The organism is Pantoea sp. MBD-2R, assembly GCF_039134845.1.
Classification (GTDB): Bacteria; Pseudomonadota; Gammaproteobacteria; order Enterobacterales; family Enterobacteriaceae; genus Erwinia.
Genome location: NZ_CP152417.1, coordinates 224725 through 241664, shown reverse-complemented (window position 1 = coordinate 241664; position 16940 = coordinate 224725). Strand labels below are relative to the sequence as shown.

15 protein-coding genes are annotated in these 16940 nt (G+C 50.0%); 12 read left to right on the top strand and 3 right to left on the bottom strand.

All coding sequences use genetic code 11. From position 1 onward, the window contains the following. Positions 1 to 3: 3 nt before the first annotated feature. Genes AAGQ96_RS00955 through AAGQ96_RS00945 form a run of 3 tightly spaced genes read left to right on the top strand, consistent with a single transcriptional unit; the run spans position 4 to position 3550 of the window. A complete protein-coding gene (locus AAGQ96_RS00955; protein WP_342754616.1) occupies positions 4 to 1335 on the top strand; it encodes a GlcNAc-transferase family protein in 1332 nt (443 codons plus the stop codon). After that, a complete protein-coding gene (locus tag AAGQ96_RS00950) occupies positions 1332 to 3062 on the top strand; it encodes an OmpA family protein (RefSeq protein ID WP_342754615.1) in 1731 nt (576 codons plus the stop codon). Before AAGQ96_RS00955 ends, AAGQ96_RS00950 begins: the two co-directional genes overlap by 4 nt. Further along, a complete protein-coding gene (locus AAGQ96_RS00945) occupies positions 3059 to 3550 on the top strand; it encodes a DcrB-related protein (RefSeq protein ID WP_342754614.1) in 492 nt (163 codons plus the stop codon). Before AAGQ96_RS00950 ends, AAGQ96_RS00945 begins: the two co-directional genes overlap by 4 nt. Positions 3551 to 3609: 59 nt before the next feature. Here the strand turns inward: AAGQ96_RS00945 and AAGQ96_RS00940 are convergent, their stop codons facing one another. Further along, positions 3610 to 4206: a helix-turn-helix transcriptional regulator gene (locus AAGQ96_RS00940; RefSeq protein ID WP_342754613.1), complete on the bottom strand. Its 597-nt coding sequence runs from the start codon at positions 4204 to 4206 to the stop codon at positions 3610 to 3612. 476 nt (positions 4207 to 4682) lie between these two features. Between AAGQ96_RS00940 and AAGQ96_RS00935 the strand changes: the two genes are divergently transcribed. The 3 genes from AAGQ96_RS00935 to AAGQ96_RS00925 all read left to right on the top strand — a co-directional run bounded on the left by AAGQ96_RS00935 (position 4683) and on the right by AAGQ96_RS00925 (position 8127). After that, positions 4683 to 6785, top strand: a complete 2103-nt coding sequence (locus AAGQ96_RS00935; RefSeq protein ID WP_342754612.1) for a TonB-dependent siderophore receptor — start codon at positions 4683 to 4685, stop codon at positions 6783 to 6785. Positions 6786 to 6811: 26 nt separating this feature from the next. After that, on the top strand, positions 6812 to 7813 hold the full coding sequence (locus AAGQ96_RS00930) for an ABC transporter substrate-binding protein (RefSeq protein ID WP_342755607.1): 1002 nt from the start codon (positions 6812 to 6814) through the stop codon (positions 7811 to 7813). Positions 7814 to 7881: 68 nt separating this feature from the next. After that, on the top strand, positions 7882 to 8127 hold the full coding sequence (locus tag AAGQ96_RS00925; RefSeq protein WP_147193878.1) for a hypothetical protein: 246 nt from the start codon (positions 7882 to 7884) through the stop codon (positions 8125 to 8127). Positions 8128 to 8129: 2 nt separating this feature from the next. On the opposite strand, the gene AAGQ96_RS00920 is transcribed toward AAGQ96_RS00925, so the two are convergent. Continuing rightward, positions 8130 to 9095: an alpha/beta hydrolase gene (locus AAGQ96_RS00920; protein ID WP_342755606.1), complete on the bottom strand. Its 966-nt coding sequence runs from the start codon at positions 9093 to 9095 to the stop codon at positions 8130 to 8132. A 454-nt stretch (positions 9096 to 9549) separates the two neighbouring features. Next, positions 9550 to 10563: an alcohol dehydrogenase AdhP gene (adhP, locus tag AAGQ96_RS00915; RefSeq protein WP_147193875.1), complete on the bottom strand. Its 1014-nt coding sequence runs from the start codon at positions 10561 to 10563 to the stop codon at positions 9550 to 9552. 314 nt (positions 10564 to 10877) lie between these two features. On the opposite strand from adhP, the gene AAGQ96_RS00910 reads away from it, so the two are divergent. The 6 genes from AAGQ96_RS00910 (at position 10878) to AAGQ96_RS00885 (ending at position 16504) form a co-directional block, all read left to right on the top strand. Continuing rightward, a complete protein-coding gene (locus tag AAGQ96_RS00910) occupies positions 10878 to 12473 on the top strand; it encodes an MFS transporter (protein WP_342754611.1) in 1596 nt (531 codons plus the stop codon). A gap of 30 nt (positions 12474 to 12503) precedes the next feature. Then, positions 12504 to 13643, top strand: a complete 1140-nt coding sequence (locus AAGQ96_RS00905) for a glycoside hydrolase family 88 protein (protein ID WP_342754610.1) — start codon at positions 12504 to 12506, stop codon at positions 13641 to 13643. A gap of 13 nt (positions 13644 to 13656) precedes the next feature. Continuing rightward, a complete protein-coding gene (gene kduD, locus AAGQ96_RS00900) occupies positions 13657 to 14418 on the top strand; it encodes a 2-dehydro-3-deoxy-D-gluconate 5-dehydrogenase KduD (RefSeq protein WP_147193868.1) in 762 nt (253 codons plus the stop codon). A 45-nt stretch (positions 14419 to 14463) separates the two neighbouring features. Continuing rightward, entirely contained in the window at positions 14464 to 15105 is a 642-nt protein-coding gene (locus AAGQ96_RS00895; protein WP_147193866.1) for an RpiB/LacA/LacB family sugar-phosphate isomerase, read from the top strand. A gap of 283 nt (positions 15106 to 15388) precedes the next feature. After that, a complete protein-coding gene (locus tag AAGQ96_RS00890; RefSeq protein ID WP_147193865.1) occupies positions 15389 to 15841 on the top strand; it encodes an SgcJ/EcaC family oxidoreductase in 453 nt (150 codons plus the stop codon). Positions 15842 to 16156: 315 nt separating this feature from the next. After that, positions 16157 to 16504, top strand: a complete 348-nt coding sequence (locus AAGQ96_RS00885; protein ID WP_147193863.1) for a hypothetical protein — start codon at positions 16157 to 16159, stop codon at positions 16502 to 16504. Positions 16505 to 16940: the final 436 nt, after the last annotated feature.

Sequence of the window (16940 nt, the reverse complement as noted above, 5' to 3'; positions counted from 1 at the left end):
GCAATGAATGCTCAACCTGGAATCTTCGTCAGTATTGCCAGCTATCGCGACGCAGAGTTGCTCCCCACGCTGCACAACATGTTGGAAAAAGCATCGGGCCTGTCGGCGCTGAACATCACGGTCTGCTGGCAGGATGACGGGGATATTTCATTATTTCAGCAGGCAGGTTTTACGCTTTGTGAAAAGACAAAATCTGGCGAACACGATCTTTTTATCTTTGCGCATCAGGGCAATCGGCTGCAAATACTCTGCATTGATTATTTTCTTAGCGAAGGTGCCTGTTGGGCAAGAAGCCTGTGTGAAAAGCTTTACCAGCAGGAAGATTACTGCCTGCAAATCGATTCTCACTGCCGTTTTATAGATGGCTGGGACATTGAAATGATTTCCCTGCTGCAGCAGATGAAGCAGCACAGCGCAAAGCCGATCATTTCTTCTTATCCACCGGGCTATCAACCCGGAAAAGAAGACGAGAAAGCAGAATACGTCAGCAGGCTGGTATTACGCGGTTTTTCTTCAGAAAAAATCCTGCAACTCACCTCGGTAGATTTTCAAAGTAACGCACCCGTGCGCGGCAGCTATCTGGCGGGCGGCTTTATTTTTGCCGAAGCCCGGTTTTTGCGTGAGGTACCTAACGATCCGCTGATTTTCTTTGAGGGTGAGGAGATTGCAATGGCCGTGCGTGCATTTACTCACGGCTACGACATCTGGCATCCCCATAAGATTCTGCTCTGGCATTTTTATGGTCGGGAAAACCATGCGCGGATTTGGAGCGATCATAACGATGAGGCGGAAAAAGCCGGTTCGATCTCCTGCGTATGGTGGGAAAGAGATCGCCTGTCGAAAAAACGAGTGAAGGTATTACTCGGCATAGAAAAGGAAGCGTGTGATCCAGGCCACTGGGGCCTGGGGAATGAGCGAAGCCTCGGCGAATTTGAGTACGCGGCCGGTATCAGTTTCCAGCACTGCATCGCGCTGCCGGAAGTGATGGGTAAGGATCGCATAGCCTGGTTTCCCGGGCCGCCAAAAGAAGGCTGGCAGAGCAGGCTCACGGCAACCAGTAACAAAACGGTGACGATTGCGAGACAGGAACTGGGCTGCGAGTTTGATGAGCTGGCCTGGTTGCATGTCGGCATTTACAGCAGTAATAACGATCTTTTGCAGAAAAAGACGCTGTTTCAGGCGGAAATCGATCGCGCTCTGGCACTTGAGGGTGGTGAAGAAATGAGTGTCACCCTCAGCTTTACGACTTCATTCACTTTGCAACCTTGGGTGATCCGTATCAGTCCTTATCTGCATAGCGCAGGATGGGGCAACGTGGTGGAGAGAAGCTGGTGAAAAGCGAAACGCTGTTTAATCGCATAGTTTGCGTCGACACTTTACTCACTTTTGATGGGGTGATCCCTTCCCTCGCGGGGTTGCAACTCAGGCTGGTGCAGCTTATTGAAACGTTCAGTAAAGCCCTGCTCGCTGAGGAAGGTGAAGAGGCGCAGATTGACGAATTATGTCAAATTCTCTGCTGTTATCTTGACCAGCATATCAGTCACTGCCTTGCCGTTCACGAAACTGACTGGCAGCGCTATCTTCTTGATCGCCATTTTTACGGTTACGATCGGGCGACAGCACCGCTAAGCGAACAATTTGAAAACCTGCTCACCAGCAGCAAGGGCAAGATTTTTAATTATGCTCATCGCTTACTTATTCTCATTCCTCACGGCCTGATCGATGACATAAAAATAGAAAAGCTGCGCATACGCTATGCCGTCGCACCGGCTGCGAAGCAGATGCTGCCGGCCGTCACTAATGTCATTATTATTGGCCCCTGGGCAAAAAAATGGTTTCCGAATCCACAAACAGCGGAGAAGATCTGCTGGAAAGTAGCAGCGGAAAAAGACGAACTGGCGAAATGTCTGGAGCAGTTGCGCAGCAGTGATAATGCCGCAGAAATCGTTACCTTTTTCCCCATCTTGCCGGATGGCGAAGAAAACGAGGCGCTGATCCTGTCGCAGATAGCCAGGTGGCGCTTCATTGCGCAAAAAGGTGAGAAACTGCCCTGTATCCTCGGCTTATATGCTCGTCTGAGCCAGGATCGTGCTGATGGCCACACCGAACAAAGCAGATGGACGCAGGCCCGTGGAGCCGATCCGGAAAAAGCTTTTAGCCGTTTAACGTCCATACTTGGGCAGCAATGCCATCAAAATGTTCACGCGCTGCATCGCTATGTTATGACAGATATGTTGCTCTGCTGGCTGTGGGAGTCGGGGATCGTGCGCTCGCTGGAATCGCTTTTTTCCACCTCCTCATTAACGCTGGATATGGTATTGCTTGCCGATTACAGCGATGGGTTTACGCGTCACGGTGCCTGGGCAAACTGGATAGGCGATAAATTTCACCTCTATCCGGGCCTTTCACGTACGTTAACAATGCCTCCGTTACCTGCTTTTCAGGCGCAGCCCTCCCCCGTGGTGCCAGTACCCCTGCCAACGCCGCTCCCCGCACTGACACGTTTGCCTGCACCTCCCTTCATTCCTGTATCCAGCCCCCAGGCGGCAGAAAAAAAGAGGCCACGAGGTTGCCTGCCACTGGTCTGGTTGTTAACTGTCGCAATAGTCGTAGCGGGCTGGTTTTTAAGCCAGCACAGGGAGTTCAGGTACAGACGGGAGATGACGGCCGGGCAGGAAAAAGTGCCCCAACATCAGGCTGGTAGCACCGTAACCGTATTTACTCAGGGTAGCGCAGTGCTCTTGCCAGAAAATGATAAAGCGCTAAGCGAACTGTTACCTGTGGTGATGAAGGGACAAAGTCGCTTTTTGATCGTGGGCCATTCCGATAACACTGGCAGCTACCGATTAAATCAGACAATTTCAGAGAAAAGAGCAGAGGCGGTACGCGACTGGCTGGTAAATCATACGCACCTTCCCGCCAGCCGATTTATTATTAAAGGTGAAGGCGACACTAATCCTGTTGCCAGCAATGACACCGCCGAAGGACAACGGCAAAACAGGCGAGTGGAACTGATTCCGCTGGCTGACCATCATTTCATCGAAACGAGTAAGGGACTATGAGCAACGATAAAAAAACCTATCTTATTTACGAAGGGAGTTTTTTGACTCCCGATCCCGCTTACGATCAAAGCATCAATATCCTGCGTTTCCGCGATCCGGATGAAAAAGAATACTCTATTTTGGTTAACCGCGCGTTTATGACCGCAGGACAAACGCTGGAAGAGTTTGGTAAAGCCCAGATGAATTTCCTGGAAAATACGCTACCGGGCTACCATAACGAAGGAGAAATGTTAAAAAACACCTTGGGACCGGCCAAATTGCCTGTGATCCAAATAGCAAATCGTTTCTACCAGGATGGGCATCTTGTTAAGCAGGTGCAATCTTTTGTTGCGCTCCCTTATCATCCTGTTATCAATCCCGCAAGAGTAAACCTCATTATATTCACGCTTGCGGTGCAGGACGAATTTAATGAGTTTCAACGCAAGCATTATGTACAGGTAATCAATAGTTTTAACCCGGAAACGCTTCCAGCCGACGAAAAAATGTAGCATCGGTTATTTTTACAGATAAGGCCCGCACATCGGCTACATTTACGGGCCTTTTGCCGCTACAGGCAAATAATACTCCAGTTTTTACTTCCGCTGTTGGCAATGAAAGAGGCGCAGCGATAGAATTCGATGCGGTTGACCATACCCAGTTTCCTGCTGGCATTACGGTAATGCGTGTTAATTGTTTTTTCCGAACGATTAAGCATTTTTGAGATAAGTTCTGTATTGTGGCCTTCCCCGATTAACAGCATAACTTTACTTTCAGTTGTTGAAAGCTGCATAAAATCCTTCAGCCCAATACTCTTATATTTCTCTCGCGCGGCACTGCCTGAGTGGTCCATGCTGGCGATAAGCAGGAGCTTTTTTATTTTACCCATAATCCCCTGTAAATTATCATCATGGCAGGAAAAAGGAATATGCAATGTCATATTATTGCTGGCGGACATTTCAGATGGCCACAGGCATTCTTTTTTCTTCATCCGGACACTAGCCAGACAGCCTCTGAAAATAATATTCGCATCATTTGACGCAACATATTTTCTCGACATAACAAAATTAATGCGTTTTTTTATTAAACCGCCATTGACTTCAAAAATGAGCGATTCAAGCCCCTTCATAAAATAAATATCATCGCTAACAATAAGAATTTTAAGCATACACGTCATCCTTGACATAAAAGACTGGTGAAGTAGAGTTTTTTAAGAAAAAGCTATTTCAATAATCTTTTTTAATTAACCAAAAAAATTAGATTAAGCATAAATAAAACCATCCATTGAATCACTCCACTGGCAATACAGACTTATGGTTTCAGAAAGCTTTCTCCGGCAGTCACTGGAAGAGTCATAAAGTAATTAATAAGAAAAAAGTTGGTGTTAATAATGTAACATCCCCCCTGTATAAAACCCGTCAACTATGACAAAGAGTATACCTGCTTTGTCAGAAATTAAAATTGCCTCAAAATATTTCATTTCTCCCGAGAAAAAGCGAAAAAACGCGAGTCATTTATTCATCAACTTCAGTTTTGCGCTATATACCAAAATTTATAACGATGTGCTAACCTTTGCGCGCGCTGTACGGCAATCATCATCGCGGTGGCGCTTTCATTCCCCGTTTCTGCAAGGCATAACAAAAAATGACAGTGGCATATAAAACCTTTTTGCCTGGCGTAGTGCTGGTCATGGCACAGCAAGTTTCAGCAGGCCAGGAAAAAACATTAACCGTGGAGGCTCCCTCTGCGAATGCCGAGGCAGCCGCGGTGGATAAACAGGCGACGCTCGGCAATCTGGGCAAGCAGGAAATCCGCAACACGCCCTGGTCCGTACAGGTGGTTTCACCCAGCCTGATGAAGCGTCAACAGCTTAAAAGCATCAGCGACATTTACCGCTATATGCCCTCGGTACAGGGTGATGGCGCCCGACCTCAGACGCGGGGTATGCAAGGCAGCGTTGTCCAAAACTCAATGATCGATGGGCTTAACGTCGTTTCCACCACCGATTATGCCGCCGAACAGTTCGACCATATCGAAGTCCTCAATGGCCTGGGAGGCTCGCTGTACGGCCCGGCCAATCCGGCAGGCCTGTTTAACTTTGTCGCCAAACGGCCAACGGATATTGCTCAACACAGCCTGACGTTTGGCGCAGGTACCGGCCTTAGCCATCTGGTTGCCGGGGACTTCAGTGGCCCGTTAGATGATAACGATCGCCTGCGTTATCGCGCCAATTTCCTTGATGATGAAGGTAGCGGCTATGTCAGCGGCAGTAAAAAGCGTCGTCAGCTGGCAAGCCTGGCGCTGGATATCACCCTCACGGATAAAACCGTGCTGGAAACCAATTTTAGCTATTACCATTTTTATGATAAAGGCCTGCCCGGAAAATTTGCGTTGGGCAGTGGACTCTCTTTCCCGGCAGCGCCAAATCCAAAAACCGCGCACCTCGGTCAGGCCTATGCCGGTGATGATAACCATACGCTGACCGCAGGCTTACATCTGAAACATGATTTTGACGGCAACTGGCAGGGCGAAATAGGTGTACTACGCCAGATTGCAGATCGGGAATCGACCGCGGTCACCAACACCTTCACCGACCGTGACGGGCAGTATAAAACGACCACCTCTTCCGCAACTGCCAGCCGTTTTACCATTAACAGCTATATGGCGAATCTGAACGGAGAAGTCGATACCGGCTGGCTGCATCATCAGGTTTCTACCGGGATCCGCGGCTTCGTCTGGAAAAATTACAATCCGTTAAATGGCGCAACGTCGACGCTGGGCAGCGCTTCGCTCGACAATCCTCAATCTTATGCCGAGCCGGATTATCCGGATTTCACCCATCGCTATCATTCGGCAAGCGCCACCCAACAGGCCCTGTTGCTCAGCGATACGCTCACCTTTTCGCCGCAATGGAGCCTGCTGCTGGCTGGAAGTGAAAGCTTTCTGACTTCCGCTAATTATGCAAAAACAGGCAGCCGTACCAGTGACTCCAGCGACCAGGGCTTTAGCGGTTCTGCCAGCCTGATGTATAAGCCCGTTGACCCGCTCACGCTGTATGTCACTTATGCCGACAGCCTGCAACAGGGTGATACCGCACCTACCGGCGCCAACAACGCTGGCGCGATTCTGTCGCCTTATCGTAGCAAGCAGGTAGAAGTGGGCAGCAAGCTGGCGGTAGATAAAGTTCTGCTGACCGCTGCGCTATTTCAAATTGACCGGCCTTTCGCCTACACCACAGCCAGTGGCGACTATGCCGTCGACGGCAACCAGCGCAACCGCGGGCTGGAGCTGATGGCGGATGGCGACGTCACGACTAATTTGCATCTGTATGGCGGCATGACCTGGCTCGATCCCCGTCTGCGCGATACCGCCAGCGCCAGCACTCAGGACAAGCAAATCGTTGGCCTGGCCCGCTATACCGCCAGTCTGTTTGCCGCTTACGATCTGCCGTTTATGAGTGGGACAGACGTGCATGGCGGTATGCACTATGTTGGCCGTCGCAGTACGGATAACGCCAACGACAGCTGGACAGGCAGCTATGCTACTTTTGATCTCGGCAGCAGTTATCAGACCCGGCTGTTTAATACTGACACCACCTTCCGCGTGGATATGACCAACCTGACCAATCGCCATTACTGGACCAATATTGTGCCTGGCGGCCTGAATGGTTACAGCGGCGCCGGCTATGCCAGCGCACAGCTGGGCGAACCTCGCATGGTGCAAGTCTCTATGCAGCTGAATTTTTGATGAGGTTAACCATGAAGACATGTCTGATGCTGCCGTTACTGGCAGTATTGAGTTACGGTATCAGCCTGACTGCCTCCGCCCGCGTCGTCACTGACGATGCGGGCAATCAGGTCAAGGTGCCGCAGGAAGCCAAACGTATCGCCGACGGCTGGTACGCCCATCATTCCTTGTTAATGACGCTTGGCGCAGGCGACCGCATTGTTGCAACCGTGAACCATGCCAGCGATCGGCCCTGGATGTTTAAGATCCAGCCTTCGCTCAATCAGGCGCTGAGCGTCCATGGTCGCAGCTTCAACAGCGAAGCGCTGCTGGCACAGAAGGTGGATACGGTTTTTGTCGCGGCAGAAGATGGCGACGCAGCCGCCTACCGTCGCGCCGGATTACCTACGCTCGTCATGCGCTTTGATGATTTTCCTTCCATGAAACGTTCATTGTTGACCACCGCTGAAGTCGTCGGAACCGATCGGGCTCGTCAGCGGGCAAGTGACTATAATGCTTACCTTGACCAAAAAATTGCGGCCATAGCAGCAAAAACGGCCACGCTGAGTGACAGTCAACGCCCACGCGTACTGCATATTGAGTCGCTGCATCCGCTGAAGGTTGACGGCCGCAATACGTTGATCGATACCTGGATTAAGCTGGCAGGTGGCCGGAATGCTGCCGCAGAAGTTGACGGTAATATGAAGGAAACGTCGCCAGAAAACGTGTTGTACTGGCAGCCGGATATTATCATTATTGGCGCCGGTGCCGGAACGCTTGCCAGCTCCGACTACGCTACGCTGTTCAGCAGCCTGAAAGCCGTTAAAACCCATCAGGTATGGCAGAACCCAGCCGGGGTGTTTCCCTGGGATCGTTATGGCACAGAGGCTGCGCTGCAAATTCAGTGGGCGGCAAAAAAACTGCATCCTGAACTTTTCCCAATGCTGGATATGGTGCAAACCACGCAGGATTTTTATCAGCGCTTTTTTAATTATTCATTAACCAGGGATGACGTGGAGCGAATATTACAGGCAAAAGGCCCGCAATAACTGTTGCTATACTTCATTAATAACCTGTGTCTCACAGAAACTCTTGTTCTCAGGAAAGTGAGAAAAAAATGAAACTTCTCGTCTTGTTCTTCCTGTCCTTACTGAGCTTTCCCGGCGCATTATTTGCCCAGTCGTGGGAGCCCACCGCGAAACCGGCGCTGGGTTTGGTCACGCCTGTTGTTGCACAGTGCAATAGCAGTCAGTGTCAGCAAAACTGCTATGTGCAAAAAAGCCAGTGTGACCGCAACGATAACAGTGGCTGTAGTGCGAAGACGCAGGCCTGTCTCCAGGCCTGCACGGCACAGTGCCAGTAGGTTCAGTGCTGACTTAGCGCATCAACCAGCGCCTGGTTGAACCTTACCGGATCTTCCATTTGTGGGGCATGGCCCATCCCTGCGAACTCAATGAGCGTTGAGTGAGGGATCATTTTGGCGACCTGTTTACCTAACGCGTTGTAATGACCAATCCGGGCTTTAACCTCAGGCGGAGCAATATCGCTACCGATAGCCGTGGTATCCGCCGTGCCGATCATTAGCGTTGTCGGCATGGTCAGATCTTTAAACTCGTACCAGACCGGCTGGGTAAAAATCATGTCGTAAAGCAGCGCCGAGTTCCACGCCACCACCTTTTTGCCCGGGCCGTTGTTCAGCCCGGCCAGCATATTTACCCAGCGATCGTATTCTGGCTTCCACTGTCCGGCATAGTAAGTTTTTTGCTCATACTTTTTGATGCTCTCTGCGGAGGTTTTTAGCTCCCGCTGATACCAGTCATCCACGCTGCGCCATGGAACACCTTTTGCTTTCCAGTCTTCGAGACCTATCGGGTTCACTAACACCAGTTGTTCCACCTGCTGCGGATACATCAGCGCATAACGCGTTGCCAGCATACCGCCCGTCGAGTGGCCCACCAGCGTAATCTTATCAAGATGCAGGCTGTTCAACAGCTGGTGCGTATTCAGCGCCAGCTGCTGGAAACTATACTGATAGTGCGTGGGCTTGGTTGACGTGCAAAAGCCGATTTGGTCCGGCGCAATAACCCGATATCCCTGATGACTTAAAACCTCGATCGAATCCTGCCAGGTGACGCCGCAGAAATTTTTACCGTGCATCATCACCACGGTGCGGCCATTGGCTTTCCCCTGCGGTTTTACATCAATATACCCCATCGCCAACGCTTCACTTTGCGACGTGAAACTATATTTTTCAACAGGATAGGGAAAGCTGAAACCTTGCAACTCCGGGCCATATTGCGGCGTAGCGCCAACTGCAGCCGCACTGCACATAACCAGCGCGCCTGTTGATAACAGCAAACGAAAAGTCTTTAACACACGATTAATCCTCATCAGGATTCTGAACCGTTCAGAAAAAAGAAAGTGAGCTTAAACAGCCTTTAACCTTAGCGGAAAAAACGCTAAATGACCGTTTCTGGCAGCGTCAAAAATAACAGGCCCTGTCTTTTGTTAACAAAAAGAGCTTTGCCGTGTGGCGAACTGCCGCTTTCAGAGTAAAGTTAATTTGTTACTGCGTGTTAAAAGGAAATGATCATGCGAGGAAATACAGGTTGGTTGGTTTCGTTGTTGTGGTTAAGCCTTTGTTGCCTTCTGGAGCCTGAGGCACCGGCACGATCCAGCTTTTTTATGCAGGCCTGAAGCTTGCCTGTAGGATGCAAAAGACTGTTGCAGCTACAGGCAAGCACTCACCGGTTCCCCAGGGTGACAAAAGAGCGGCGATTAACGCTTAATTCTTCGTAAAATCAATCACCATACGGCCTTTGATTTTCCCTTCAATCATCTCGGTAAAAATCGTATTGATATCTTCAAGAGGGCGTTTCGTCACTTTAGGAACGACTTTTCCCTCTGCGGCGAACTGGAACGCCTCGGCCAGATCTTCACGTGTCCCCACCAGCGATCCCACAACCTGAATACCGTCCAGCACCAGACGAGGAATATTCAGGCTCATAGATTCAGGCGGTAAACCTACAGCAACAATACGACCGCCAGCGCGCATCGCGTCAACCGCAGAGTTAAAGGCTGCTTTGGCTACCGCGGTGACAACCGCGGCATGCGCCCCACCGGTTTTTTCCTGAATAACCTTTGCGGCGTCTTCTTTCGCAGAATTCACCACTAAATCGGCACCCATTTCTTTCGCAAACTGTAGCTGAGCGTCGTTAACATCGATGGCGATCACCTTGGCGTTAAACACGTTTTTAGCATACTGCAACGCCAGATTACCTAAGCCGCCCAGCCCATAAATCGCAATCCATTTTCCAGGCTGTATACCCGACACCTTAACCGCTTTATAAGTGGTAACGCCGGCGCAGGTTACGCTACTGGCGGCGGCGGAATCCAGCCCATCCGGCACCTTCACCGCATAATCAGCCACCACAATGCATTCTTCAGCCATGCCGCCATCGGCGGTAAACCCGGCATTGAGCACGTCACGGCACAGCGTCTCATTCCCTGTAGTGCAATATTCGCAGTGCCCACAGCCTTTATAAAACCACGCCACGCTGGCACGATCGCCCACTTTAAGCGACGTCACACCAGGTCCCACTTGTTTTACAACACCGACACCTTCATGGCCCAGTATCACACCGGTTCGATCGCCAAAATCACCGTTTTTAACATGCAGGTCGGTATGACACACCCCACAGCAATCCATTTTTAGCAATGCTTCGCCGTGTTCCAACGCACGCAGGTTCTTTTCTACTACATCTACGGAATGATCTTTATTAACCACTGCAGCTTTCATAGTCCTTTCCTTCTGGAGGTTGATGGCTTACTTACTATAGAAGCATTCTCATTTGTAGTTTTGATTTAGCTCGCGGTTACCCACTTTTGTACGCTACCTCACTCGCAGAAAAGCGAGCCAGAACTGATTCAATAAAAATGAAACAGCATTTTATTAAATTGGTGAACTCAGCACTCTTTATCTTCTACTTATCGCCATTTCTCAGATCCGGTTGGCAAAATCGCAAAGGTTTTCTGGTCGCCATGAATCTAACGTACACCCATCTCCCGACATACAGCCGGGCTTTGCATATTGGCTTATCAGGAATGGACACTATGACGATACGTAAACCAGGAACGCTTAATTATCTCGCCTATGGATCAGGGGATTTTCTTGGTGCGGGCACAATGGCCCTGACTTCGGCCTGGCTTCTCTATTTTTATACGACTTTTTGCGGCCTTAGCCCGATAGAAGCCACATCAATTTTTGCTCTGGCCCGCGTGGTCGACGGCGTCGCCAGCCCGCTGATGGGCTATCTGACCGACCATTTTGGCTCCACCTGGCTGGGTAAACGCTTTGGCCGACGTAAATTCTTTATCCTTACCGGTATTCCGTTGGTCTTTACTTACAGCCTGATGTGGCTGGGCGATATGACCTACATCTACTACCTGCTGACATATCTGGTGTTTGAGGTGGTCTATACCTCCATTCTGGTACCTTACGAAACGCTGGTGCCGGAAATGACCGATGACTTCAAAGAGAAAACCAAATTTTCCGGTGCTCGCATCGCGCTGGCCCAGCTTTCTGCCATCCTTGCGGCCTTCTTACCCGGCATTTTATTAAGTTACTTTGGCAAAAATAATCCGCTCTCTTTCTTTTATTCCAGCCTCGTCTTCTCGGTCCTGTGCGCAATAGTCCTGACGTTGGTCTATTTCTTTACCTGGGAACGTCCTGCCGAGAAAAAATCTGCCGCTGCACTGGAAGCCGAGCAGCAGAAGCTGACGTTGGGACAAAGTCTGAGACGACTGGGAGTTGAGCTCTCTTCAACACTGCGTATCCGTATTTTCCGTCAGCATATCGGTATGTATCTGGGTGGATATATCGCACAGGATGTCTTTAACGCGGTCTTCACTTATTACGTGGTGTTTGTGCTGATGCAGGAGGCGACCGTAGCCTCAAACCTGATGGGCACGATGGCCATTCTGCAATTTGTTGCCGTTATTGGCATGATCCCGCTCTGTATTCGTATCGGGCCTGCCCCTTCTTATCGCATCGTCGTCGTGTTGTTTGGCCTGAGCACACTGTCTTACGGCGTACTTTATTACAGCGGGATGAGCGATGTTTTCTCACTGCTGCTGCTGATTTCAGCCGTTGCAGGTCTGGGCCGTGGCGGTATTAATTATGTCCCATGGAATATCTATACCTACATCGCTGACGTTGATGAAGTTATTACCGGCCAGCGCCGTGAAGGTATTTTTGCCGGGATCATGACGCTGACACGTAAAGCCTCACAGGCGGGAGCGGTCATGCTGGTTGGGATTCTGATGCAGCTCTCCGGCTTTGTCGCAGGTAAAACCGAGCAGGCTCCAGGCGTCAGCCACGCCATTCTGCTGATTCTCTGCGGCGGTACGCTGGTCATGCTGCTGATGGGCTTTTTAATCTCCCTTCGCTTCCGGCTGAACCTCAAAACGCATCAGATTCTGCGAGAAGAAACGGAAAAAATGCGTGCGGCAGGTAATGTCGTGCCGGACAACATCACTCCTCAGGCAAGAGCCACCGTCGAAATGCTATCGGGCATGCCTTATGAATCGCTGTGGGGAAATAACAATATTGGTTATCTGAACCGTAATAAGCCCGCGGTAAGTCCGCTTTCCAGCCGGGCCGTCGAAGCGGGAATGGATAACCCAGACGATCGCTTAACACATTTATAGTCAACTTCAGATCCACGAGGACAGGTAATTATGGTCGTATACCCAGTAAAACATAGCCCGCTTCTGTGCCAGCCAGAACGGTTTATCTCCAGCAATGAGCTCCATCAGCTGATTAACAAGCTGGTGGATAATCTGGTGAATATAACCGACGAAACCGGCGAGTTTTTGCTGCGGCTGGATGATGGCAGAGTCATTGATACGAAAGGTTGGGCAGGATGGGAATGGACGCACGGTATTGGCCTGTACGGCATTCACCACTACTACCAACAAACGGGTGACGACAGACTGCGCGCCATTATTGATAACTGGTTCCGCGACCGTTTTGCTGAAGGGTCAACGACCCGCAACGTCAACACGGTTTGCCCTTTTTTGACGCTGGCCTACCGTTATGAAGAAACCCGCGATCCGCGCTGGCTGCCCTATCTGGAAAGCTGGGCAGACTGGATCATGCATGCCATGCCGCGTACCGATATGGCGGGTTTGCAGCACATCACGCTGGCGGAAGAGAATCATCAGCAGCTGTGGGACGACACGCTAATGATGACCGTACTGCCGTTAGCGAAGATCGGCAAGCTGTTAAACCGCCAGGATTATATAGAAGAGGCCAAGTATCAGTTCCTGCTGCATATTCAGCATCTGATGGATAAGGAAACCGGGCTGTGGTTCCACGGTTGGACGTTCGATGGCCACCATAATTTTGCCAATGCTCGCTGGGCGCGAGGCAACAGCTGGCTGACCATTGTTATTCCGGAATTCGTCGAGCTGCTTGAACTGCCTGAAAAGGATGCAACCCGACGCTTTTTACAACAGGTACTGTCTCGCCAGCTGGCCGCACTGGAAAAATGCCAGGATGAAAGCGGTCTGTGGCACACGCTGCTTGATGACCCGAACTCCTATCTTGAAGCCTCTGCGACGGCTGGCTTTGCCTTCGGCATGTTAAAAGCCGCACGACGTCACTGCGCCGATCCCCGCTATATCGCCGTAGCGGAAAAGGCGATTAAAGGACTGATTTCCAGGATTAATTCTGAAGGTGAACTGACCCAGGTTTCCTTTGGGACAGGCATGGGTAAAGACCTCGATTTCTACCGCCAGATTCCACTCACCTCAATGCCTTATGGCCAGGCGATGGCGATCCTGTGTCTGGTGGAATACCTGCACGTCTATCTGTAAATGAGGAAACCGCATGATCCTGAATGATTTTTCTCTACATGGAAAGGTGGCGATCGTCACCGGATGCAATACCGGCTTAGGGAAAAGCATGGCAACCGGCCTGGCACAGGCTGGCTGCGACATTGTGGCGATTAATCGCAGCGAGCCGCACGATACTGCTGCTCAAGTCACCGCGATGGGGCGACGCTTTCTCAGTCTGAAAGCCGACCTCACGCGGCAGGACGAATTGCCATCGCTAGTGGAACGTGCGGTTGAGGAGATGGGAAGCATTGATATCCTGGTCAACAATGCCGGCCTTATCAGACGTGATGAGGCGTTAAGCTTCAGCGAGCAGGATTGGGATGACGTAATGAACGTTAACGTCAAAACCCTGTTCTTTTTATCGCAGCTGGCGGCGCGCCAGTTTATTAAACAGGGGCGCGGCGGCAAAATTATCAATATTGCCTCAATGCTCTCTTTCCAGGGCGGTGTCCGCGTACCCTCTTATACCGCCTCCAAAAGTGCGGTAATGGGGCTGACTCGCCAGCTGGCAAACGAATGGGCCAAACACCGTATTAACGTCAATGCATTGGCTCCTGGCTATATGACCACTAACAACACCGAGCAGCTGCGTCAGGATGAAGACCGCAGTGCGGAGATCCTGGCGCGTATCCCTGCCGGGCGCTGGGGACGCCCTGAAGATTTAATGGGGCCGGTCGTTTTTCTTGCTTCACCGGCTTCCGATTATATCAACGGTTATACCCTCGCCGTAGACGGCGGCTGGCTCGCGCGTTAATAGCGCGCTTCTCATTAACAAAACAGGCTGAATGCAGGAGAAAACATGAATATTGCACTGATGATGGAAAATAGCCAGGCGGGCAAAAATGCGCTGGTATTACAGCAGCTACAGGCAGTAGCGAGCGAAAACAAAGATGCCGTATACAACGTTGGCATGAGCGATGAACAGGATCATCACCTGACCTACATTCATCTTGGGATCATGGCCAGCATTCTATTAAATGCAAAAGCCGTTGATTTTGTTGTTACTGGCTGCGGAACCGGTCAGGGAGCGTTAATGTCACTGAATATTCACCCTGGCGTAGTTTGCGGCTATTGCATCGATCCGGCAGACGCTTTTCTGTTCGCACAGATCAATAACGGCAACGCGCTTTCACTGCCCTTCGCCAAAGGCTTTGGCTGGGGTGCCGAACTGAACGTCCGCTATATATTTGAGAAGGCGTTTACCGGGCGCAAAGGCGAAGGTTATCCCGTCGAGCGCAAAGAGCCTCAGGTTCGCAACGCTGGCATCCTGAACCAGGTGAAAAGCGCGGTAATAAAAGATAATTATTTGGATACGCTGCGCGCTATCGATCCGGAACTGGTCAAAACGGCCGTTGGTGGTAAACGCTTCCAGCAGTGTTTGTTTGAACAGGGTAAAGATGCCGAAATCATTGCCTGGGTAAAACAGCTCCTTCAGCACTGATAAATCCTGTGCCGTTTTCGGTCGCATAACCGATTACGGCATTTTTTTCAGAAAAACCCTTGTAGAAAACCTCCTAAAAAAACCAACAACTCATATTTATTTTTAATATAAATAAAACATCCAGTCTAAATTTAAATTACGGCCCTCCCCAAAAAAACAAATTAATAACGCCAATAATATTTATTAATGTAAAAACAGGCTGGCCAAGCCCAATATTTAATGCCCGTTTAATTATATTTGTTATCTTAATCACCATTACGGATATGAATAAACGGAGAAAAAAATGAAAGCAGGGCTAATTGGTTTGATGATTGCGGGCGTGCTTAGCAGCACCGTTGCTTTTGCTCAGGACAGCACATCATGCGTTAAAATGAACGAATCAGAAGTTGCCGCAATGTTTGATCGCTGGAACGACTCCTTGCAAACTGGCGATGCCAAAACCGTTTCTGAAAATTATTTAAGTGATGCTGTTTTATTACCCACACTGTCAGATAAAGCTCGCCTGACGGACGCAGAACGTATTGATTACTTTGAAAAGTTCCTGGCAAAAAAACCTGTTGGTAAAATCGACAGCCGCACTATTCGTCTTGGATGCAATAAGGCGATTGATACGGGTCATTATACCTTCACCTTTGGTGATGGCAGCCAGGCAGCCGCCCGCTATACCTTCACTTATAGCTGGAACGGTGAAAAATGGCTGATTTCTACCCACCACTCTTCGGCGCTGCCGCAGTAAGTCACCATTTAATACCGTTACGATTTACGCTTTGAAAGCGCTGATTATTCGCTATCCCCGTAATCGCTATCTGCCTCATTTTGAGGAAATTCGGGCCGGCAAGGATTAGGTTATCCGGCCCGAATAATTTTTGGACAGCGCCCCGCTATAAGTCACTATCCCTGTTGTTAAAGTCCGTGGAATGTTGTCCTGCAATCCATTCAGCCATGCCCGCCGGGTTTCCTGCACGACGTTAATCATTGTTGCTGGTGCCGACAGATCGTTATCCGCTATCCTTACGCAGTACCCAATGAAATTTTTCAATAAGGAGCAAACATGAAAAAAGTTATGCTGCTGCTCGCTGCACTGACGGTAACTGGCGCGACTCATGCCGCGGAGTCTGATGCGGACGATCCGGCACAGGGCTATATTGCCAATCTCTGCACGCTCGTCACTCAGGAAAAATCCGCCGAGTCGGCTGACAGCTATATCGCTAAACTGAAAGCGCTTGCCGCTCGAGGGCAGTCACCTTCTGCTCAAGAAAAATCAGAATTCGATGAAGATGAAGCCAGAACCGTCGTTGCGGCATGGATGAATCTTGGGGCGGAACAGAAACAGCAGGCACGGCAAAACCCGGAAGCGTGCCAGAGCGCTACGCTGGATGAGTATCAAAGTCAGGATTAATTTTTGCGTGGCCGGGCGTCAGGCAGGCAGTACCGGCCACCCACTTTATTGGTTTTAGCGCAGATTTTTCAACAGTGAGAAAAAAGGCTGCCCCCCGTTGATACGGCGGCGGTTTTTCGGAAGTTTATAAAAATAATCAGGAAATAAGGGCGGGAAAAGTGATAACCATCGGTCTGTCCCTGACCGCGGCTATCGAGGGTTTCTGGCCAGCGCCATTAATACATAGCGCCTGGCGGTACATGTTTAAACGTTTCGACGTAACAACTAAACACGTAGTTAAAAAATCTTTTCATTGTGGATCCCAGTTCAAATTCTGTTAATAAATAGCAAAAAAATTATACAACACGACCGTTTTTCAGGCAACAAAATTTGAAGTGGATCACAAAATCAGCATAAGTATGCAAAGAAAAACCTAAACGAATGTTAAACAGAAATG